Source organism: Pseudoalteromonas sp. S1612, assembly GCF_005887175.1.
GTDB lineage: Bacteria > Pseudomonadota > Gammaproteobacteria > Enterobacterales > Alteromonadaceae > Pseudoalteromonas > Pseudoalteromonas undina.
This window is the reverse complement of sequence record NZ_PNDH01000023.1, coordinates 1-22,368: the sequence shown is the minus strand read 5'-3', so window position 1 is coordinate 22,368 and position 22,368 is coordinate 1. Positions and strand designations below refer to the sequence as shown.

Below are 22,368 nucleotides of genomic sequence, written 5' to 3'. Positions count from 1 at the left end.
TTATGAAAATATCTAACACTAAAATTGAAAATATTAAAACTGACATTGATCAAGCGATTAAATCTGGCTCTTTTCAATCGAGTAATCTCATTTTATTGGTGCTGAACCCAACGGAAATTGACGAGGTAATTGTAAAGCACGTTGATACTCAGTTTAAAAATCTATCTAAGCTGTTGTCAGAAAAATTAGTCGTCTTATCGTTAAAAGATAGAGAACAATATCTACATAGTTTAGTCTCTGACTTAGTTAAAGAAGATGAAGATATTTGCTACTTTTCAAGAATAAATTTGCTGTTCGAAGAAAGCTTACAAGCAGACCCATTAAAGCTGCTTCAACATGCAGCGAAAAAGAAACCGATTATTGTCATTTGGCCTGGAAGTATAGACAGTATGTCATTGAGCTATGCAAAACCAGGTGTACCAGATTACAAAAGTTATAAATTAAATGAATTTCAAGATGTGCAAGTAATCAATACTTGCGAACAGGGAGTTAAGTAATGAAGAAGTACAATGAATTAATCCAATTTGAACCAGTTACAACCACTATTGAGTTGGAAGATTCTGCTGACCATACCAAAGCGGAAAAATTGATATCGTCATATGTTATTTCAGACAAAATGAAATCTAAATTGAACGATACCATCATTAAACATCTTCAATATGATGAATTTACCGATCAAAAAGCCCTTTGGATAGTTGGTAATTACGGTTCTGGTAAATCACATTTAATGTCTGTTATATCAGCTTTAGCTGAATTCCCTGACCTAATTGACAAAGTAACAAATGAAGAAGTAAAAGAATGTGCAGGCCAGATAGCTGGAAAATTCAAAGTAATACGTTTTGAAATCGGCGCAAGTAAAATGGACCTAACAGACATCATTACTTTTCAGTTAACTAAAGGATTAGAAGATCTTGGTGTGAGTTATGAATTTCCACCGATGGATCAGATAACCTCTAATCACAAGCAATACATAGAAGAGATGATGTTGGCATTTCATGCTAAATATCCTGACCATGGCTTATTGTTGATTTGTGATGAAATACTCGATTATTTCCGCTCTCGAAATAACCAACAATTACCGCTAGATATGGCTATGCTGCGTGTTCTAGGTGAAGTTATTGAAGGTACGCGTTTCCGCTTTATCGCAGGTGTTCAGGAAGCTATATTTGCTGATCCAAAATTAAGCTTTATCTCAAAAGAAGTTAAACGTATTACAGATAGAGCAGTAGAAGTTGTAATCGTAAGAGACGATATTAAATTTGTTGTTGCTGAAAGACTATTGAAGAAAACGGCCCAACAAAAAGAATGGATCAGAGAGTACCTACAAAAATTCACGCCTTACTACGAAAAAATGAATGAACGCTTAGAAGAGTTTGTTCACATGTTCCCGGTGCATCCTGATTACATTAACACCTTTGAGCGTGTTCGTATTGCAGGGTTAGAGCAACGCCAGGTTTTACGTAGCTTATCAAACCATATGGAAACGTTGAAATCTCACGATGTGCCTGAAGATGTTCCTGGCATATTCTCATACGATACCTATTGGCATGAGCTAAGTTCAGAGCCAAGCATGAAAACCAACCCTGAAGTTGGCCAAGTTATTGAAACTGGTGAAACTTTAGTTGAACGTATAGAACAAGCATACCCAACGCCAGGTGAAAAAGACTTTGCTAAACGATTAGTTGCTGGCTTGGCTATTCACCGAATGGCTGTTGGCGATATATATAAAGAAATGGGCGCTACAGCAGCAGAGCTTAGAGATTCTCTCTGTTTATTTATTCCAACTGTTGATGTTTTACCAGGTGAAAAGAGTAAAAACTTAGAAAACCATATTGTTACTGTTTTAAAGAAAATTAGAAAAACAGTAAATGGTCAGTTTTTCTCTAAAAATAAAGCCAACGACCAGTTTTATATCGACCTTAAAAAGACCGAAGACTTTGACGCCATTATCGAAACCAAAGCTGAACAATTAGCTAAAGATAATATCAACGGCGCATATCGTGCTGCAATGCTTGAGATCCTTGGGCAGCCTGATGCCCAGCAAGTTCACACCATGTGGGAACATGAGCTGAAATGGATTGATAGAAATGTTAATCGCCAAGGCTGGTTGTTTTTAGGCTCTCCAAATGAGCGTGAAACGGCTAAACCTCAACGCGATTATTACATGTACTTTATACAGCCTGAAGAAGCGCCAAAGCAGAAAAAAGAACATATCCGTGAAGACGAAGTGCTGTTTGTATTAAAGAATAGAGATGAAACGTTTGATCGTTACCTTAAATACTACGCGGCATCAGTTGAGTTACGAGGCTTAGCGACAGGTAGTGCCAAAAATACCTACAAGCTGAAAGCTGATGATTATCTAAGGGATATGCAGAAGTGGATCAGAAACCATATTGCAGATGCTTTTGAAGTCAAATACAACGGCCAATCAAAACCGATTATGGACTGGCTTAAAGGAACAACTGTTCGTGATATCACAGGCATATCAGCCAATGAGCATGGCAATGTAAAAGATATTTTTGAAGCTGTAGCGAGTTATGTCTTTGAAGGTTACTTCCAATCACTTGCACCAGAATACCCTAAGTTTAGTCAGTGGTTCACTGGCGAAAACATGCAAGGTGCAGCAAACGATGTACTAATTAGCTTATCTAGTGGTGCTAGAACCAAGCGTGCTACGGCGGTTATGGATGCACTAGAATTGCTTGATGGTGATAAACTACAAGCAACTAAGTCTCGCTTTTCTGCAACAGTATTAGGAATGTTAAAGAGCAAAGGACATGGCCAAGTAGTTAACAATGGCGAATTGCTAGAGAAAGTTAATGCGAATTTTTATTTTAAACCCGATACCTATCGCTTAGAGCCAGAATGGTTATTAGTTATCTTAGCAAGCTTGGTTTATTCCGGTGAGTTAGAACTTTCCGTAGTCGGTAATAACATTACGGCAAGTAATGCGGATTTACTTAAATCTTTAAATTTTAAGGACCTAGTTAACTTTAAACATATACAAGCACCAAAAGACTTCAATACTTCAGCTATTAAAGCACTATTAGAGTTGCTTGATATGAATGAAGGCTTAGCTATTAGCATTCAACAAGGTGATGATGGCATTGTTCGTGAAATGGGCGACAAAATTGAGCAGAAAGTTAAGTCACTTGTTACTGATAGCCAAGCAGTAAAAGAAAGACTGCTTTTATGGGGCCAGCATGTACTTGAAGAAAATGAAGCGGAATTGCTGACTGAAAAGCTAACATCAGCCAAAACCTTCTTAGAAGAAATGCAGCGCTTTAATACGCCAGGCAAACTAAAAAACCTAAAAGCAACACCTGAAGATATTGCATTACAAAAAGAAAACTTGATCGCTTGGAATGACTATAAGCAGTTAGAACTGACAGTAAAAGAGTTTTCCGAAATTACCAACTACCTAAGTAAAGCGCAGTTAGTATTAGCTGAAAGTGACGACTGGCAAGAAACGGTTAAAAGTGCTCAACAAGGGCTGCGTCAAGGCTTAGCTGATAAAGACGTAAGGCAGTCAACAGAATTTAAGCAGAAAATACTTAAACAATTAGCTGACGCAAAACAATCTTATATCACTCGCTTTGTTGCTTTATATCAACGAGCTCACTTAACGATAGCTGAAGATAAAACTAAAGCAGCATTAATGAATGATGACAGGTTAACTACATTAAGTTTATTAAGTGGTATCGCATTATTACCAGGTAATCAAGTAAAAGACTGGCGTGAAGATTGGGCTAATTTGCAGCCTGCAACGGCCATTGATAGTAAGATGTTAGCTGTCAACCCAAATCCAGTGTCATTCAACCCTAGAACAGAAAAAGACCTTGCCCCGGCCAGTAATCGCTTGAATAGGTTAGATGATCAATTAGATGCCATGTTAACGGAATGGACTTCTACGCTTCAAACAAACTTAGCTGATCCATTTATTCAATTAGATTTAATGAAATCAGAGCAAAAAGCCGAAGTTACTGAGTTTATCAACTCAGGGGGGTTACCTGAGCCATTAACAAAAGACTTCGTTGAAGAAGTTAATAAAGTATTGGATGGTTTAGTTGCTGTAGCAATAACGTCACAAGAACTGGTTGTTAGCCTTGGTAAAGGTACTCCACAGAGTGTTGAAGATGTGCGTAAGCGTTTTGAGCAACTCATTGCTGAACGCTGTAAAGGCCAAGACAGCGATAAAGTACGCATCGTTATTGAATAAGCCTTATTGAAAATAATTTATGAGAAGGCTGTTAATTAATAACGGCCTCCTAAGAGAGAATATATGCAACAAGATTCATTATTAGATGACGAAAAAATCGAATCATCAAAAGGCCCTGTAGAATGTTTAGGCCAAACCTTTGCAAATGAAGAAGCACGCCGAGAACATTACACTAAACTTTTACGTGAAAAACTAAAAGATCCTGAATTTAGAAAAATAGAAGGCTTTCCCATTGGTACAGATGAAGCGATCCTTGGACTATCTGATCCACCATACTATACAGCCTGCCCTAACCCTTGGTTAAATGACTTTGTTGAATATTGGGAATCTCAGAAAGAGAACTCTGACGAAGAGTATCACCGTGAGCCATTTGCTGCTGATGTCAGTGAAGGCCGAAGTGGGCTTTTTTATGATGCACACTCTTATCATACAAAAGTTCCTCATAAAGCCATTATGCGTTACATTTTACACTTTACAAAACCTGGCGATATTTTAATGGATTCGTTTTGTGGAACAGGTATGACAGGTGTCGCTGCGCAGTTGTGTGGTAATAAAAAAGTTATTGAAGAGCTTGGTTATCAAGTTGATGCGAATGGAAATATATATCAAAACGAAGAAAGTGGGAAAGTTAAAATTAGTGAGTTAGGGGTTCGTTATGCTATTAACAATGATTTATCTCCAGCAGCAAGCTTTATCGCCCATAACTATAATTTTCCACTCGATGTTAATGAATTTCATCTTGAAGCTACAAAGTTATTAGATCAAACAGAAAAAGAACTTAATTGGCTATATACAACGGAACACGAGAATGGTGAAAAAGCTTTGATCAATTATATTATTTGGTCTGATGTTTTTGAGTGCAATGAATGTGGATCTGAAGTTAATTTTTACAATACTGCAATTGATTTTGAAAATAATAAGCTATTGGAGTCTTTTTCATGCCCTGGCTGTGCAGCAAAACTAACGAAAAAAACATTAGGCCGTTTATATTATCAAAATATGGATACTGATCTTAATAAGGTTGTAAAAAGAGCTAAACAAGTACCTGTATTAATTAACTATACCTACCAAGGTAAGCGTTTTGAAAAATCACCAACTACATTTGACTTTGAAACAATCAATAAAATAAACAATTACTTAATAAACAGCTACATTCCAATTAACGAATTAATAGACGGCTATAATACAAAGCAACCTAAAACATCTCATGGTATAGAAGTAATTAAAGACTTTTATACAAAAAGAAACCTAATCGTTTTATCTACCTTACGTGCCAATATTCAGAATAAACCCAAAAGACTTAAGAGTGCTTTATCATTCTTAATTAATTCTTACGACCTAACACATAGCACAATTATGTCTAGGCTAATATTTAAAGGTAAAGGAAAAAAACCTGTTTTAACCGGTTATCAATCAGGTACGTTGTATGCGTCCTCATTGCCAGTTGAAAAAAATATTTTCAACGGTATCCGTAAACAAAAACTTCCAATTATCACCTCTTCATTAAATGAAGTTACAAATAAACAATTAGTAAATACAGGTAGTGCATCACAATTATCATTAGCTAGTAACTCATTAGACTATATCTTTATAGATCCACCATTTGGAAGCAATATCATGTACTCAGAGTTGAACTATATCTCTGAATCATGGATGAAGCTGTTCACAAATAATCAAAAAGAAGCAATAGAAAATAAAGTTCAAAATAAAACCTTAGATGATTATCGAGGGTTGATGTTTTCATGTTTCAAAGAGGCATATAGAGTTTTAAAACCAGGTAGATGGATTACTATTGAGTTTTCAAACACTAAAGCCAGCGTATGGAATAGTATTCAAAGCGCTTTGACTGAAGCTGGGTTTATTGTTGCTAACGTGTCAGCACTGGATAAGAAGCAAGGTAGTTTTAAAGCTGTCACTACAACAACTGCTGTAAAGCAAGATTTAGTCATATCAGCATACAAATCAACTAATGAAAGAATACATACAAATCAGTCACAGTTAGGGCAAGAGACAGTATGGAACTTTATAGGAAGCCATTTAAAGTACTTACCTTTGTCAAAAACTCAGAATGAAGAACTGATCAAGATACCCGAAAGAGATCCAAGAATCCTGTTTGACCAAGTCGTTTCTTATTTCATTCGAGAGAATAGACAAGTTCCAATGTCGAGCCAAGAGTTTCAAGTTGGACTCGCGGAGCGTTTCGTTGAGCGTGATGGTATGTACTTCACACCTGAGCAAGTAGTTTTTTATGATCAAGAAAGAGCAAAACGTGCACAGGTAAAACAGCTTTCAATTTTCGTTGACGATGAAGCTAGTGCTATTGAATGGCTTAGACAAATATTAGAAGAGCCAAAAACATACTCTGAAATTCATCCTTTATTTATCAATGAATTATCAGGTTGGAAGAAACATGAAATTCAATTGGAGCTATCAACTTTACTTGAGCAAAATTTTATAAAATATGATGGCTTGGACGATATACCAAAACAATTGAGTAAAGAGTTAATGGCTGACGAAATAGGTAATAATAGTTTAGGTGATAAATCTATCTATAAAAATAAGTGGTACATTCCAAACCTTGATGAAGAGAAAGATTTAGTAAAGTTACGTTTAAAAAACTTACTTAGAGATTTCGAGCAGTACATTACTGAAAAGAAAAAGCTTAAACAACCGAGAATAGAAGCATTAAGAGCTGGTTTTAAAAATTGTTGGGAACAGCAAAATTATCAAACAATCTTAGATGTTGCGTCAAAAATTCCATCAAATGTGTTACAGGAAGACGAAAAGTTAGTGATGTTCTATGACAATGCTACAACGCTACTTTCTGATGACATAGACGAATGGGATTGATATGAAGCAAGTATTGCATAGAAATAAGAGAGACGTTTTTGAATCTTGGATTAATGAATTTTGTCTGGATAAAAAGGCTAAATATATTTGGCCACAAATTTGTTATCACAATCAAACCGGCGATGTCATACATTTGGTGTTTGAAAAAAACCGTAAAAACCAAGATGTGATTGAATGGCCAGTAAAGCTAAATTTTAAAAATGGGAAAAGTATTCCTGTGACAAACATTGACTTTACAACCAATGAGCCAAGCTTAGAAAATGGGCAGCGCTGGGACTACGAAACATGGTACGAAACAGCTTTAGGTGGCTCACTCCAGAAAGCTTGTAATCAAAAGCCTTCCAGCTTTTGGAATTGGCGAACTCAAAGTTGTCCTCAAGGAAACTTAACTTGTGATTTAGATTTTCTTTTCTTTAAGAAAAGTAACAATACCTATTATGGTTTCGAAGCCACTGAGATTTATTATGTAGACCAATCAAGCAATAGAAACCAAGATATTTATGAACATTTTGAAAGGTTACTAAAGCTTCGTAAAGGTAATATGAATGGCTTTAATACATTACAACTAAAGGCTCAATTAAACTTACTAAGTCAATTAGAAGGAGGACTAGGGTTAATACTGCACCAGATTGTTAAAGAAGACTCCCAACCCATAGAAATGAATCAAGTTAGAGATATGTCAGCTTCCTACACTACAACTAGTATGCCTCAATTTAAGCTTAGAGATGACAAAGTAGTAACGCTCAAAATCACGGATGAAACAATACAAAATATTAGAAGCTTTCTAGACAGCCCTTATAAAAATAATTTAAACAAAGAAAAGTCTGAATTGCGATTTCAATCATTAGTCAGTGTAATGTCTAAAATAGTAGAGTAAAAGATGAAACAAGAAAGCTTAAATATAGTTAACGAGCAAAAGTCATCTACTGATCCTGTGGAATGCCTTGGGCAAACTTTTGAAAATGAAGAAGCACGTAGAGCGCATTTTACAGAACTTTTACGTGAAAAATTAAAAGACCCGGAGTTTAGAAATATCGAAGGCTTTCCAATTGGCACAGATGAAGCGATTCTTGAGCTGTCTGATCCTCCATACTATACAGCCTGCCCTAATCCTTGGTTAAATGACTTCGTTGAATATTGGGAGTCTCTGAAAGAGAACACTGACGAAGATTACCACCGAGAACCATTTGCTGCTGATGTTAGTGAAGGTAAAAACGACCCTATATACAATGCACACTCTTATCATACAAAGGTCCCTCATAAAGCAATAATGCGCTATATTCTCCATTACACTAACCCTGGTGATATAGTTTTTGATGGCTTTTGTGGAACAGGTATGACGGGTGTTGCTGCACAGCTATGTGGGAATAAAAAAGTAGTTGAGTCTTTAGGGTATATTGTCAATGGCAATGGGATCATATACGAGAAAGAGATTGCTGAAAATGGAGTGGAGAACTTGAAACAATTCTCCAGATTGGGGAAAAGAAAAGCTATTCTGAATGATTTGTCACCAATTGCTACATTCATTTCAAAAAACTACAACACAGTTACTAATGTTGAAAAATTTGAAACAGAAGCTAATTGCGTTTTGAATGAAATTGAAAATGAACTGGGTTGGATGTATCAAACTTTACATAGTGATGGAAGAGTTGGAAAAATAAACTGTGTAATCTGGTCTGATGTTTTTTCATGCCCCGATTGTAGTGGTGAAGTAGTTTATTGGACTGAAGCTGTAGATCAAGAACTCGGAAAAGTATCAGAACAATTTAATTGTCCATCATGTAATTCGAAAATCAAAAAACGTAGTGCGTCTAAGGTTACAATTAATTTCTTTGATAATGTGCTAAATAAAGTAGTTAAAGATACTAAGCAAGTACCTGTATTAATCTCATACACTATTGATAATCAGAGATTTACTAAAAAGCCAGACAACCAAGACCTTGAATTAATAAAAAAAATAGATGACTTAAAAGTCGCTGATAATTCGCCTTGTGAACGAATGATGCATGCATCAGAAAATACAGAAAAATGGGGAGATCGTTGGCGATCTGGTACGGCTTCTTTCACACATGTACATCACCTTTATACTAAGAGAAACTTGAAAATTCTTTCAACGATTAATGAAAGAGTTAAAAACTCTAACATAAAATTTATTTTAACAGCTATAGCTAATCGTTCTTCAAAAATGAATAGAATTCATCTTAAAAATTTTTTTTATGGTGGAGGTGGTTGGAATGCAGGTTATCTAAAAGGAGCAATCTATTTACCTTCAATACCAATAGAAACTTCAATATTTGAACAATGGAAAGATCGTCTAAAAACAATTACTAGAGCATTACAAAGTGTAAATATTGATAGCAATAATGTTATTGCCACAAGCTCTACTATTAATATTAATATTCAAGAAAATAGCCTAGATTACATTTTTATTGATCCACCGTTTGGAGCAAATTTAAATTATTCAGAGCTTAGTTTTTCATGGGAGTCTTGGTTGAGAATATGGACCGCTCAATTAAGTGAAATAGTGGAAAGCAAATATCAAAATAAAACTATAGATGACTATAGAGATTTGATGATTAAGGCGTTAGAGCGCTGTTATAAAGCTTTAAAGCACGGTAAATGGATTACTATTGAATTTTCAAATACAAGTGCATCTGTTTGGAATAACATACAAATTGCTCTGGTCAAAGCAGGGTTTATAATTGCTAATGTATCAGCACTTAGTAAAAAACAAGGTAGTTTTAATGCAGTTACCAACCCTACATCGGTTAAGCAAGATCTAGTTATATCTGCTTATAAACCATCTACTCAATTAAAGACTATCTTGACTAGGAAAAACTCTAAAACATGTGTTTGGGATTTTTTGAATCATCATCTTAATATTTTACAAGTAGTCAAATTCGAAGGAAACACTTTGCTTAAAATAGCTGAACGTGACCCAAGAATTCTTTATGACAGAATGGTGAGTTATTTCATTCAGAATAATCTTGAGATTTCTATTGATAGCAAAAGTTTTCAGAAAGAATTATCAATTCGTTATTCTGAGCGAGATGGTATGATTTTTTTACCAAATCAGTTAAGTGAATATGATAAGCACCGTATACAATCAAATGTCATTAAGCAATTATCCATATTTGTTGATGATGAAGCATCTGCAATAGAGTGGTTGAGGCAAGAATTATTAGTAAAACCTAAAACATACTCTGAGATACACCCATTATTTTTAAATGAGCTATCTGGCTGGAAAAAAAACGAACTTCAATTGGAATTAATGACATTACTTGAGCAAAACTTCATTAAATATGATGGGAATGGAAATGTTCCTAATCAAATTCATAGCTACCTTTCTACCAACTTTAAAGATATGCGCAGTTTATCCAAAGATGAACCTGCTCTTGTTGCCAAAGCAAAAGATCGTTGGTATGTGCCAGATCCGAGTAAAGCTGGTGATATTGAAAAACTTCGACTTCGTGCCTTACTTCGTGAGTTTGATGCTTATAAAGAAGAAAAGAAGAAGATTAAACAGCCTCGTGCTGAAGCGTTACGAGCTGGATTTAATTCATGTTGGGAAAACCAAGATCTACAGACGATTTTAGATATATCTGCCAAAATTCCTCCAGCTGTATTGCAAGAAGACGAAAAGCTGTTGATGTTCTACGATAACGCATTAACGCTAACATCTAATGATGATGACGATTGGGATTAACGCTAAAAGGAAATAAGGATGTTTGATGTCGGAGAGTGGGCTTGGAGCAAGATCCATCAACAACATGTAAAAGTGATTGAAAACTCTGGCCTATGGGGTCAGAGTTTTTACCGTGTTTGGTTACAGCAACAAGACTCTGTTGTGAAAGTTGTTGCTGATGATTTAGTTCATGCTGATGTTCAGCAAGAGCCAAGTGAACACTTTATTTCATATGTTGCAGTGGCTGCAAAAATAGCGAACGCACAGCAAGAAGATGTATTACTAGCTCCGATTGAATCCAATGTTATTCCTCTGCCTCATCAATTAAAAGCACTTAATAAGGCGATGGCTCGTAAGCAAGTTCGATACTTGTTTGCCGATGAAGTGGGCTTGGGTAAAACCATTGAGGCTGGCTTAGTGATGCGAGAGCTAAAACTGAGGGGTATGGCCAAACGCATATTAGTATGTGCTCCAAAAGGCTTAGTAAGCCAGTGGGTAAGTGAAATGAGCACTCATTTTAATGAGAGTTTTCACTTGCTTTTACCGGGAGAGCAAAAGCCTGTTGATGAGCATGACAATGTTTGGTTGCGCCATGACCAAGTTGTATGCCCTGTTGATAGTATTAAACCGATAGAAAGTCGCAAAGGTTGGTCTTTAAAGCAAGTTCATGAATATAACAAACATCGATTTGATGATTTACTTGCATCAGGTTGGGATTTAATTGTCATTGATGAAGCCCATCGTTTAGGGGGCAGCACTGAGTTAGTCGCTCGATATAAATTGGGGCAAGGACTAGCTGAAGCCGCACCTTATTTATTGCTACTTTCAGCAACACCTCATCAAGGAAAAAGCGATGCTTTTCATCGCTTAATGGCCTTACTTGACCCTGAAGTGTTTCCTGATATTGCTAGTGTGACCAAAGAGCGAGTACAGCCATATGTTGTACGTACCGAAAAGCGGATATCTATTGATGGTGAAGGCAAACCATTATTCAAACCTAGAAAAACAGAGTTAGTCCCTGTTGCTTGGCAACAGAAGCACGCCATTCAACGTCATCTTTACAAAGAAGTAACCGAATACATTAAAGAAGGTTACAACCAAGCTAAGGCCAAAAAACAAAATGCCATTGGCTTTTTAATGATTTTAATGCAGCGGCTGGTTAGCTCTAGTAGTGCGGCAATAGCCAAAACATTATCAAGACGCTTAATCGCTTTAGATACTATGGTAGTGGAAGAGGAGTTACTACTGTCTTTCGCGGATGATTGGGCAGAGCTAGATGGGCAATCACAGTTAGATGAACTGATTGTTGAAAGTAAACAAGCCTTAGAGAACGAAAAAGCAGAAGTTGCACACCTTTTGAAATTAGCAGAAAAATGTGTGGCAAATGAAAGTGATGCTAAAGCCGAAGTACTGTTAGATTGGCTTTATAAATTGCAACAAGAAGAACAATCACCTGAATTAAAAATGTTAGTGTTTACCGAGTTTGTTCCAACTCAAGCGATGCTAGATAAGTTTTTTACTGATCGCGGTATTAGTGTTGTTTGCTTAAATGGTTCAATGGACTTAGGTGAGCGAAAGAAAGTACAAGCGTCTTTTGCGGGTGATACTCGTATCCTTATTTCAACAGATGCGGGTGGTGAAGGTTTAAACCTTCAGTTTTGTCATGTGATTGTTAACTATGACATGCCTTGGAATCCGATGCGTATGGAGCAAAGGATAGGACGTGTCGATCGTATCGGTCAGCCTCATGTTGTTAGAGCACTAAATCTTGTATTAGAAGATACTGTAGAGTATAGGGTGCGTGATGTACTTGAAACTAAGTTGCAAGTTATTTTAGAAGAGTTTGGTGTCGATAAAACCAGTGATGTACTCGATTCTGCTGAGACTAATGACCTATTTGACGAGTTGTTCATGGAAGCATTGACTAATCCTGAGGTAATGGACCAAGAGCTAGCCAAAGCACTACAAACAATACAAAACGCAGGAAAGGATAAAAAATCACAAGATAATCTGTTTTCTGATGGTGAGCAATTACTTGCTGAAACATATCAAAAAACAGCTAACCACCCTTTACCTCATTGGGTTTCCTCAATGGTTGAGCAATACCTTCTATGGCAAAATCAACAAGGCATTAAAGCCAAATTTGATAATTCCTTAACAGGCGGGTTAGATATTATTTGGCCAGATGGTGCTTTATGGAATGATATAACTTTTGTTGGTAAAGACGCTCAGCAAAATCTTAGACTAAAACACATTACTTTGGAGAACCCTAAAGTTAGTGGGTTATGTACCCATTTACCTATTTGGAGTGATGTGCAATCGATACCTGTTGTAAAAGTACCAACATTACCAACAGGTGCTTCTGGCTACTGGTCTTTGTGGAGTGTTCGTTTTGCCGGGAGCGATGAGAGACAAGTTAAATACTTACCTATTTACGTTAAACCTGATGGTAGCTTTTTTGCTCCAGCCTCAAACCGGATTTGGGATGCGTTATGCTCTGATACGGTAGAAGTGATTACAGGCCCCAGTAGTGTGAAAAGCTCTGATGTTTACCAAATGCTGCGAGCTGTTGCAGAAGAACAAGGAAAATTAGTTTTTGAAGATATGCTAATTAATTATAATGCTGATTTGTCAGAGAAAATTGATAAAGGAGAATATTCTTTCGCTGCTCGAAAACGAGCAATAGAGAGAATAGGATTGCCTGAAGTAAAAAATTATCGTTTACGTCAATTAGCAGATGAGCAACTTACTTGGGCACAGCAAATAAAAGAAAAACAGCAAGTATACCCTGAGTTATCACTTCATATTGTTTTTGAGATAAAGGGGTAATTTATGGCTTGGCAAAGTGAACTACTCAGTAAATTAGATTTCACGGCAAAACAGTGTTTTATTATTTCAGATCCTGAAAACCTTTGTTTTGAACCATTTATTGACTCAAAGTTTGAAGAATCAAAAATAGAGCTTATAGATGATAGCGATCCTGTGTCGTTAAGGTTGGTATATGAGAATTGGCTTGAAGATCAAAACAGCAAGGCATTAATCATTAGATGTGCTGAAATTGATGAAAATTATATACCTTTTGATATCTCGTTAAACGCACAAAGCGTAAATTTTCATATCAATGAAATAATACCAGAGCTAGAGAGCGAAACACTTCGAAGCCTTTCTCCTATTTACTTCCAGCCAATTAAGAAAGCCATTTCAAGCTATCGACCAGGCAAGCTAGGAAGAATTGCTAGTTTAGATTTTTTATTAAGGCATATCTATAAGATTGCCCCTGAGATAATACAATCTGAAGTAGATTTAGTTCGATTACTCATTCAAAAACATTATCTTAGTGGTGACATGCCAGAAGTAATTGAGCAAAGGTTAATTGCTTTATTAAAGCTAAATAGCGCTTTCAACGGTTGGGATTTTGATAGGTTATTGCCAAATAAAGCTGAGTTTTTTGAGTTTTTACAAGTTCAATGGGAGCTATATCTTCAAACACTAGTACCCACGAATGAAGTAAAAGAACCTTCATGGCCTCAAGGCAAACTAATCGTGCCTTTTGAAGATCATGATATTCAAGTTTATGTGGATAATTTATTCAGTGATGGCTTGCTAAAACCTATAGATTTAAAAGGGATATCACAAAAACACTGGGCATCTATAGGTGTTGCTAGTGATGAAGGTTTCTCTGAATTAAAGCGTTTTTCTCATTTGCTCTCTCGTTTAAATAAAGTGTTTTCAAATGTAGAGGTTAATGAGCAAAACGCGGACTTTTGGGGAGAGCATGCATTTGAGCTTGGTATGCTGAATGCGTTAAGCCACAAAATAGAAAAGTTACTCCCTTCAGATGTTACATCATTAAAGCGCCTAAACGATAAAGTAGATAATACGTTTGAGCAGTGGTTATTAAATAAGTTCGGTAGTTTGATTTCGTTACCTTCAATCCGCCACCCTAATATGCTGCATAAAATACCTGACTGGTTAAATAGGAAAGTACAGGGTGAACAAAAAGTTTGCTTGCTTGTTATGGATGGAATGGGCTTTCAGCAATGGGCATTATTTAGAGAGTCTTTGAACTCATGCTCAAGAGTAACAATGGAAGAACATTATAGTTTTGCTTGGGTCCCCACTATTACCTCAATTTCTCGACAGTCGATGTTTTCGGGTAAAAAACCTTATTTTTATGCTGATTCGCTTTTGACAACATCAAAAGAAGGTAAGCTGTGGCAAGCATATTGGGAAGACCATGGTTTAACTAGCAAAGAAGTCTTGTATGCAAAAAAAGTTGAAGATAGAGCTACTAATGAATCGTTTAATGACTTGATATCTAACCGCCATATAAAGGCCGCTGGCTTAGTAATTAATTTTGTTGATGAACAAATGCATGGCATGAAGGCTGGGATGTCAGGGCTAAATGCTGTTGTGACCGACTGGATAAAAACTTGGGAATTTGCAGATAAAATCAATATCTTACTTGATGCTGGTTATGAAGTGATTGTTACAGCTGATCACGGTAATCAAGAAGCTATTGGCTGTGGAGCATTAAAAGAAGGTGTAAAGGCTGAAACCAAAGGTGAGCGAGTTAGAATCTATGATTCAGAAAATGCTGCTACTAGTTCTAATAACCTTTTAGACGGGAAAGTGCTAAAATGGCCCGGCAAGAAATATGGCTTACCTGAAGGACGATTTCCATTAGTAAGTAAAGGAACTCATGCGTTTGTAAAAGAAGGGAAAAAAATTGTTGGGCATGGTGGTATCAGCTTACATGAAGTAGTTGTACCGTTAGCCGTTATAAAAAGAAAGTTGTAATAGATATGTCTAAAAGGGTTAATTATAGTCGTCATATAGAGGCTTACTGGTTAGATCAAACGGCACTTTGGGTTGCCGAAGGGCTAAACAAACAAGAATTGCACGACAAAATTAATTCAATGCTATCGCCGTTGATTAACTGCAAGGTTAATTTGGGGAAAACGCGAAACCAATTAACATCGTTATGGTTTGATAAAAGTGACAACGTAAGCAATGAGTTTTCTGAATTTGCAGTAGAGTACGTGAAAGAAAGTCATGATATTCCCCTTGTTATTCATTGGGGGTTATTAATTGCGAAAAAGAAATTCTTTGCTGATGTAGCAAGATTTATTGGACGAAGTTCAAAGCTGAACGATTCATTTACTTATGCTCAAGCGCAAAAGCGAATGGTTGAGTTATATGGTGATACTGAAACAGTTAAACGTGGTCTACGCTCAGTGTTGAAGACTATGGTTGATTTCGGTGTTTTACAAAGAAGTAACGCCAGAAGTTATCAAGTAAATCCAAATGATTTGGCAGTACCCAATAAATTAATGAACTGGCTATTATGTGCGTTACTTTTTAGTGAAGATATAATGAGCAGAACACTATCAGATATTATTGATGATGCAATTTGGTTTCCATTCGAGCTTAGTATCGAGCCTGAAGACATTGATAAGCAATGGTTTGAAATACATCAGCAAGGATATGAGCTGATGTTGTTTAGAAAGAAATAATAAGAATAAGGGAAATGATTTGAAAGTATCAATTGGTTTTAATCGACACTTAGAGTCGAACTGGCTTGCTCAAACAGCATCCTGGGTGGCAAATGGCATTGAAGGTAAAGAGCTAAAAGATAAAATTGATATTTTACTTACACCTGATTTCACAAGCCAAGTAGCTAAAGACAAAACTCGTAATTTACTTTTCGGCATTTGGAGTAAATTACCCAAACATATCCCCAATGATTTTCAACGAGATGCAGCTAATTTACTGATGGAATATAGTGAATTGAACTTAGTTTTTCATTGGGGCATGATGCTTGCTAAATATCCATTCTTTAAATCAGTTGTCGAACAAGTTGGCAGATTAACCAAGTTAAATGACTCTTTTTTATATTCTCAACTTGAACAGCGAACTACTGAAAATTATGGTGAGACTTCAACCATCAAAAGAAGTATGCAGTTTGTAGTAAGAACGTTGATAAACTTGGAAATACTAGCTAACCCTAAGCAAGGTATATATCAACTTAGGAAGCCTATTCAAGTTAATAATCTATCAATAAAAGCTTGGTTAGTAGAAGCAAGTGTTTATTCTGAACAAGTAACAAGTCGAAGCTTAACCGCTATTAACGATGAAAATGTTTGGTTCCCGTTTGAGCTATATTTTGATGAGAATGATCTGAGTCAAAATGTTCGTCTTGAAGCTCATCACCAAGCCACTGATGTGATAGTGTTTATTTAAAAGCACCGTACACCTAATTATAAAATAATAGTTCTAGAATTTGTAATTTGACTTCACAATATAAGCATGAGTAGATGAATGAGGAAAAGAGTTTGGAGCAGATCTGGCGTACCACACACAGGCTGGAAGTATGTTAGAGGTATAAAAAATGATATTAGTAATGCCGTTTGTGAGATGTGTGGCCAGAAAAACATTAAACATCTCGATGTTTTGAAACATGAAAACTATAAGGGAGAAATAAAAGTTGGGCAAGATTGTTCTGAACTGATGATGATCCCTGGTAAAATGGTTTCCGTTAGCCAGGCACAGACATTCTTATATTTAGAAAATGAAGACACAAAGCAATTTGGTATTATTAAAGGTAATAAAGCCTACCCAGAAAGATTTTCATCATTAGAAGAGGCCCAGAAATGGGCTATTGATAACTCAATATACTTGTAGCTTTGAAGCTGCATTATTTATGAGGTTTCAAAGGTTAAGGTTAATCTACAGCCAATGATCAGGTATTTTTAGTTCGAAGGTATTTGCTGCATATTTGAGCATTGAAATTATCTCTTTATACCTAAGTTGATCGAAGGGCTGATTTTTATTTTTCATCTCTACAAGTTTCTGTAATTCAGGTAAGTTGAACATTTTCAACTTATATAAGTTACCCCAGGTAGCCTCGCCAAAGAGATTATAGATAACTTCAGTTCCGTCACGCTCACTAGCTAGACGCTTTTCACCTGTTATTAATGAAACAGCTTTTTCAGCTTCATCTCTATCATCGTAGGTATTTAATAGTTTCATTGTTATTCTTCTAAGTACTTCTATATTTTTATATATGACTTTCAAGCTGAATTAAATGGCTCATTACCTAAAAATTTATGAGCCAAAGACTTAGTTAAACTTGGAAATGGTCTTCACAAACCGGGTTATCTTGCAGATAACGCATTGCAAGCTTCTCGCAAAACTCGCATTCAGCACCTTCTGGCACCGTGTTTTCATCACAGTAAGGGCAGCTTTTGAGTTTAAAGTTAAACCTGTGCTCACACACTTCGCACTCAATTAAGTCATCTTCGCAGTCAGGACAATTATCGTATTCATCCAAGTCGAATTTTAATTTACACTCACTACACTCTACTAAATCGCTCATATTCCCTGCTTCATTTTATTAATTTAGACAGCAATGTACCTTTTAAAGTACCTTCAGTAAAGCCATGATATTAGTAATTAATTGAGCAATTCTTTAATCAATAAAAAACCCAATTAGCGTGTATTAAATGGATTCCCGTTGCCATTTAAAATTGAAATCCCTAACTCTTTGGCGATATCATGTAAGTAAGGCTTACTTGGTGCTACAAGCTCGTTATTTAAAAATACTTCTATGGTGCCGTTTTCAAGCTCTACCAATTTATAGTTATTCCATATAGCTTCTTTTATATTTAGTAATATACGTGGCTTAACCTGTTGGTTTATTAACTTGATCAATGTAATGCAGCTATTCCCCGTTGAAACCTCTTTCATTAGTTGTTTAACTTCTACAACGGATGTATCTAATAACATTCCACCGGCATTTCATCTGTATTAATTCTTAAAATGATAAAGCGACTTCATTTTCATGCTTATTTATCTGAGCATGTCCCCAATGGCAGATCAGATTTTAGGTACTCAACTATAAAATCAGATAAAAGAAGGCTTTTTTGCTGTTTAATTGTATACGTATTTTCAGTGAAACTTTTTGCGTAAGGTTTGAATCTATTCGCGGTGTGAAGGTACTCTGATGCAAAGTATCTCTTCTCACAAAAAAATGGTTTTTTATCAGCGACTGCATAACCAGAAATAATTCCAGAAATTGTGGAGCTAACAACCGCATTACAAATACCCACTTTACTTGAATCTTCAATACAATTTACACGATACCAATTCAGCGTGCCTGCATGGCAGTATGGAGTAGAAATTAATACAAGAAATATAATGCTAAGTTTATTCATTTTACAATTCCTTTGATAGCTAGCTCTAAAATAAATTATCAATTTAGGGCCTTAGTAGCCTTTGCAATCGACTGTTGCGCTCAAATTACCTTAAAGTTTTGGGGCATACAATAGCGCCCAACAGTATCGTATTAGTATTAAAACTATGTGCACGTTTTTATGCACTCTTGCTATAGTTTTTACTGATATCCGCTCACCACTACTTGATACAACATCGTACCCTGCCTAGTTAACCTCAGTTGCCATACGTCCATTAGTTATAAGTGCGGCGTACAATTCCCCTATTCTACCGGTTAAATGTCTTAGCTCTGTTGCAGGCACATCTCAGCTTAACTCCCTTTCTAGCCAGCTCATTGCCTCACCCAGTGATTGAATGATTTGCATTTGTGTTAAAGCCATTTTATATCCTTATTTTATTTTCTAACCAACTTTTAAAAGATGCTTATGCCCAGTTACCGATAATGTACCTTGAGATGCCTTTTCTATATGCTCACTCCACCAGTTCATTAGCTCTTTACGTTTTTCTATGTATTCAGCTCTATTATAAGCAGAACGAACCTGGTTTTTGTCTACATGCGCCAGTGCGGCTTCTATTATATCTGGGTTAAACTCATGCTCATTTAATGTGGTGCTACCAAGCGAACGCAAGCCATGGCTTACTAAGCGGCCTTCAAACCCCATTCGTTTTAGTGCCATATTAGCTGTTTCATTATTGATATGATTTCTCGGGTTTCTGTCTGACGGAAATACAAAGTCTCTGTGCCCTGAAATTGGTTTTATTGCCTCTAATAACTCTATAGCTTGTTGTGATAACGGTATGACATGCTCTCTGCGCTTTTTCATACGTTCAGGGGGGATAGTCCAAAGTTTATTCTCAAAATCAATTTCATCCCAACGAGTACCGGCCGCTTCACCTGGGCGGGTAAGAGTATGTAACTGCCATTCAATTAGAAAGCGAGTTACTCGTTTAATAGATGCTGTAGCAAGTGCTTGCATCAATTCAGGCAGCTCTTCTGGTTTTAGCGAAGGCATGTTTTGTTTTTGTGGCTTTTTAAAGGTTTCTTTAATGCCAGCAAGCGGGTTGGCTTGAATATAACCACTGTTAACAGCGTATGTCATAACCTGATTTAAACGTTGGCTCAATCGCTTAACAGTTTCTAAAGTCCCTTTTGCTTCAATAGGCCTTAATATTTTGATTACTTGCGGTGCTGTGATTTTACCTATGGGGTATTTACCTATTATTGGCAAAATATGATTATTTAACGAACGCCAAATATCTTCACCATGGGCTTTGGTAAAATCTGGCTTTTTCACTTCAAACCACTCTAGAGCTACTTTTTTGAGTGTTAGCTCTTCCTCTGCTCGTTTATGGGCAATGGTTGCATCTCGGTATTCTTTAGGATCAGTGCCTAAAGCAACTAGTTCTCGAGCTCCCTGCGCGAGCTTTCTAGCATTAACAATAGATATATCGGGATACTTGCCTAACCCCATGTTAATACGCTTTTTTGTAATTGGATGGTAGTAGTTAAAGTTCCAGAGCTTTGAACCACTCTTTCTAACTTTTACTTGTAGACCGTTGCCATCCGATAAAATAAGATCTTTATCTTCTGTTTTTGCTTTTTTAAGCGCTGTATCGGTCAGTTGCTTAGCTGCTCTTGCCATAATAAATTAACTCCACTCTAATTTAGTATTCCTTATTATGGCATTTTATTAAAGGAATACCATAAAAGATACTAAAGCTTTAAGCTTTGGTGGGATGCTATAGGACGCCATGAAACGCCAAGTCATTGATTTATATTTGTTACAGGCACAAAAAAGACGCCTTGAGGCGTCTTAATATCGAATAATGGTGGAGAGAGAGGGATTCGAACCCTCGTTAGGGATTAACCTAAACACACTTTCCAGGCGTGCGCCTTCAGCCACTCAGCCATCTCTCCACAATGTTGCTTTGCAACAGCGCGCTATAGTATGAAATACACTTGCTTGGTGCAAGGCCTTTTTAACATCATGCTTTTAACTGCTCAATAATCAAACTAACTACTCATAAGCAAATAAAAAGGCGATACCTGAGTATCGCCTTTATCTAATGCATTATATTGCTATTTATTATTTTGCCATATTGGCTGTAAAGTCTAGCATGCGATTTAATGATTTAAGTGCGCCTTCACGCAAATCCATATCAACAAACACTTCTTTACCGCTGGCATCAATCAGTGCTTCCTCAATCGCTTGTAAGCCGTTCATTGCCATCCAAGGGCAGTGAGCGCAAGTTTTACATGTAGCGCCGCTACCAGCCGTTGGCGCTTCAAAAAACTCTTTATCTGGGCATAGTTGCTGCATTTTATAAAAGATACCGCGATCGGTCGCCACAATAAACTTTTTATTAGGCATAGTTTGCGCTGCTTTAATAAGCTGGCTAGTAGAGCCAACAGCATCAGCGAGTTCAACAATTTCAGCCGGTGATTCGGGATGCACCAATACGCCTGCATCTGGATGCAAGACTTTAAAGTCTTTTAGCGCTTTGGTTTTGAACTCATCATGTACAATACATGCGCCGTTCCACATGATCATATCGGCGCCAGTATTCTTTTGAATATAACTGCCTAAATGCTTATCTGGGCCCCAAATGATTTTTTCGCCTTGCTCATCTAAGTGCTCTACTATTTCAAGTGCACACGATGAGGTAACTATCCAATCAGCACGCGCTTTAACCGCGGTAGAAGTGTTAGCATACACTACCACTTTACGGTCTGGGTGTTGATCACAAAACGCTGAAAACTCATCCACTGGGCAACCAATATCTAATGAACAAGTCGCTTCAAGTGTTGGCATAACCACGGTTTTGTTAGGGGTTAAAATTTTAGCAGTCTCACCCATAAAACGTACACCCGCGACGATGATCATATCGGCTTCATGGCGAGCGCCAAAACGCGCCATTTCGAGTGAATCGGCTACACAGCCGCCCGTTTCTTCAGCAAGTGCTTGAATTTCAGGATCAGTGTAATAATGAGCAACAAGTACCGCGTTTTTCTCTTGCAGTAATTGTTTTATACGCGCTTTATATTCGCCTTTTTCGTCTTGTGTTAACGGTGCCGGCTTAGGAGGGAAAATATAACCTTCAGGCATAATAGTTTGAGCTAAACTCATGTTCTCGACCACTTTATTTACAGTGCAATTAATAGCGCAAATTATACGAGAAACGAACGCTAAATAATAGCAATCTAGTCAGGCAGTTTATAAATAAAAATAAGGGAGATACTAAGAAATATATTATACGGAGAAAGTGTACCAGAAGTGGTGGGTCATGATGGACTTGAACCATCGACCAATGGATTAAAAGTCCACTGCTCTACCAACTGAGCTAATGACCCGCTCTGGTTTACTTAGATCTGAAAAAC

At 36.7% G+C, this 22,368-nt stretch carries 16 protein-coding genes and 2 tRNA genes; 10 read left to right on the top strand and 8 right to left on the bottom strand.

The features are described from left to right. Positions 1–2: 2 nt before the first annotated feature. The 10 genes from brxF (at position 3) to CWB78_RS09475 (ending at position 17,438) form a co-directional block, all read left to right on the top strand. Positions 3–497, top strand: coding sequence for a BREX-3 system P-loop-containing protein BrxF (brxF, locus tag CWB78_RS09520; RefSeq protein ID WP_138595228.1), 495 nt, complete (start codon positions 3–5; stop codon positions 495–497). Beyond that, positions 497–4,219 (top strand): DUF6079 family protein, encoded by a 3,723-nt coding sequence (locus CWB78_RS09515; RefSeq protein ID WP_138595226.1) that lies wholly within the window; start codon positions 497–499, stop codon positions 4,217–4,219. Before brxF ends, CWB78_RS09515 begins: the two co-directional genes overlap by 1 nt. 63 nt (positions 4,220–4,282) lie before the next feature. Beyond that, on the top strand, positions 4,283–7,069 hold the full coding sequence (locus tag CWB78_RS09510; RefSeq protein WP_138595224.1) for a DNA methyltransferase: 2,787 nt from the start codon (positions 4,283–4,285) through the stop codon (positions 7,067–7,069). A gap of 1 nt (position 7,070) precedes the next feature. Beyond that, positions 7,071–7,946, top strand: coding sequence for a hypothetical protein (locus CWB78_RS09505; RefSeq protein WP_138595222.1), 876 nt, complete (start codon positions 7,071–7,073; stop codon positions 7,944–7,946). A 3-nt stretch (positions 7,947–7,949) separates the two neighbouring features. Next, a complete protein-coding gene (locus tag CWB78_RS09500) occupies positions 7,950–10,775 on the top strand; it encodes a DNA methyltransferase (protein WP_138595220.1) in 2,826 nt (941 codons plus the stop codon). An 18-nt stretch (positions 10,776–10,793) separates the two neighbouring features. Beyond that, positions 10,794–13,583: a DEAD/DEAH box helicase gene (locus tag CWB78_RS09495; RefSeq protein ID WP_138595218.1), complete on the top strand. Its 2,790-nt coding sequence runs from the start codon at positions 10,794–10,796 to the stop codon at positions 13,581–13,583. 3 nt (positions 13,584–13,586) lie between these two features. Then, entirely contained in the window at positions 13,587–15,554 is a 1,968-nt protein-coding gene (gene pglZ, locus CWB78_RS09490) for a BREX-3 system phosphatase PglZ (RefSeq protein WP_138595216.1), read from the top strand. A gap of 5 nt (positions 15,555–15,559) precedes the next feature. After that, positions 15,560–16,270, top strand: coding sequence for a hypothetical protein (locus CWB78_RS09485; protein WP_138595214.1), 711 nt, complete (start codon positions 15,560–15,562; stop codon positions 16,268–16,270). Positions 16,271–16,289: 19 nt separating this feature from the next. Further along, positions 16,290–16,997, top strand: coding sequence for a hypothetical protein (locus CWB78_RS09480; RefSeq protein WP_138595212.1), 708 nt, complete (start codon positions 16,290–16,292; stop codon positions 16,995–16,997). 78 nt (positions 16,998–17,075) lie between these two features. Continuing rightward, positions 17,076–17,438 carry a hypothetical protein gene (locus tag CWB78_RS09475; RefSeq protein WP_138595210.1) on the top strand — a complete coding sequence of 121 codons (363 nt, stop codon included), beginning with the start codon at positions 17,076–17,078 and terminating at the stop codon, positions 17,436–17,438. Between the two features lie 45 nt (positions 17,439–17,483). Here CWB78_RS09475 and CWB78_RS09470 read toward each other — a convergent pair whose 3' ends face one another. The 8 genes from CWB78_RS09470 to CWB78_RS09435 all read right to left on the bottom strand — a co-directional run bounded on the left by CWB78_RS09470 (position 17,484) and on the right by CWB78_RS09435 (position 22,341). Continuing rightward, complete coding sequence (locus CWB78_RS09470; protein ID WP_138595208.1) at positions 17,484–17,786, bottom strand: hypothetical protein; 303 nt, start codon at positions 17,784–17,786, stop codon at positions 17,484–17,486. Positions 17,787–17,880: 94 nt separating this feature from the next. Then, on the bottom strand, positions 17,881–18,132 hold the full coding sequence (locus CWB78_RS09465; RefSeq protein WP_138595206.1) for a hypothetical protein: 252 nt from the start codon (positions 18,130–18,132) through the stop codon (positions 17,881–17,883). Positions 18,133–18,245: 113 nt separating this feature from the next. After that, complete coding sequence (locus CWB78_RS09460) at positions 18,246–18,542, bottom strand: hypothetical protein (RefSeq protein WP_138595204.1); 297 nt, start codon at positions 18,540–18,542, stop codon at positions 18,246–18,248. Between the two features lie 59 nt (positions 18,543–18,601). Continuing rightward, positions 18,602–18,970 (bottom strand): hypothetical protein, encoded by a 369-nt coding sequence (locus CWB78_RS09455; RefSeq protein ID WP_138595202.1) that lies wholly within the window; start codon positions 18,968–18,970, stop codon positions 18,602–18,604. 420 nt (positions 18,971–19,390) lie between these two features. After that, positions 19,391–20,632, bottom strand: coding sequence for an integrase domain-containing protein (locus CWB78_RS09450; protein WP_138595200.1), 1,242 nt, complete (start codon positions 20,630–20,632; stop codon positions 19,391–19,393). A gap of 185 nt (positions 20,633–20,817) precedes the next feature. Next, positions 20,818–20,907, bottom strand: a tRNA-Ser gene (locus CWB78_RS09445). Between the two features lie 169 nt (positions 20,908–21,076). Beyond that, complete coding sequence (gene nadA / locus CWB78_RS09440) at positions 21,077–22,117, bottom strand: quinolinate synthase NadA (protein WP_008466811.1); 1,041 nt, start codon at positions 22,115–22,117, stop codon at positions 21,077–21,079. Between the two features lie 148 nt (positions 22,118–22,265). Continuing rightward, a tRNA-Lys gene (locus CWB78_RS09435) sits at positions 22,266–22,341 on the bottom strand. Positions 22,342–22,368: the final 27 nt, after the last annotated feature.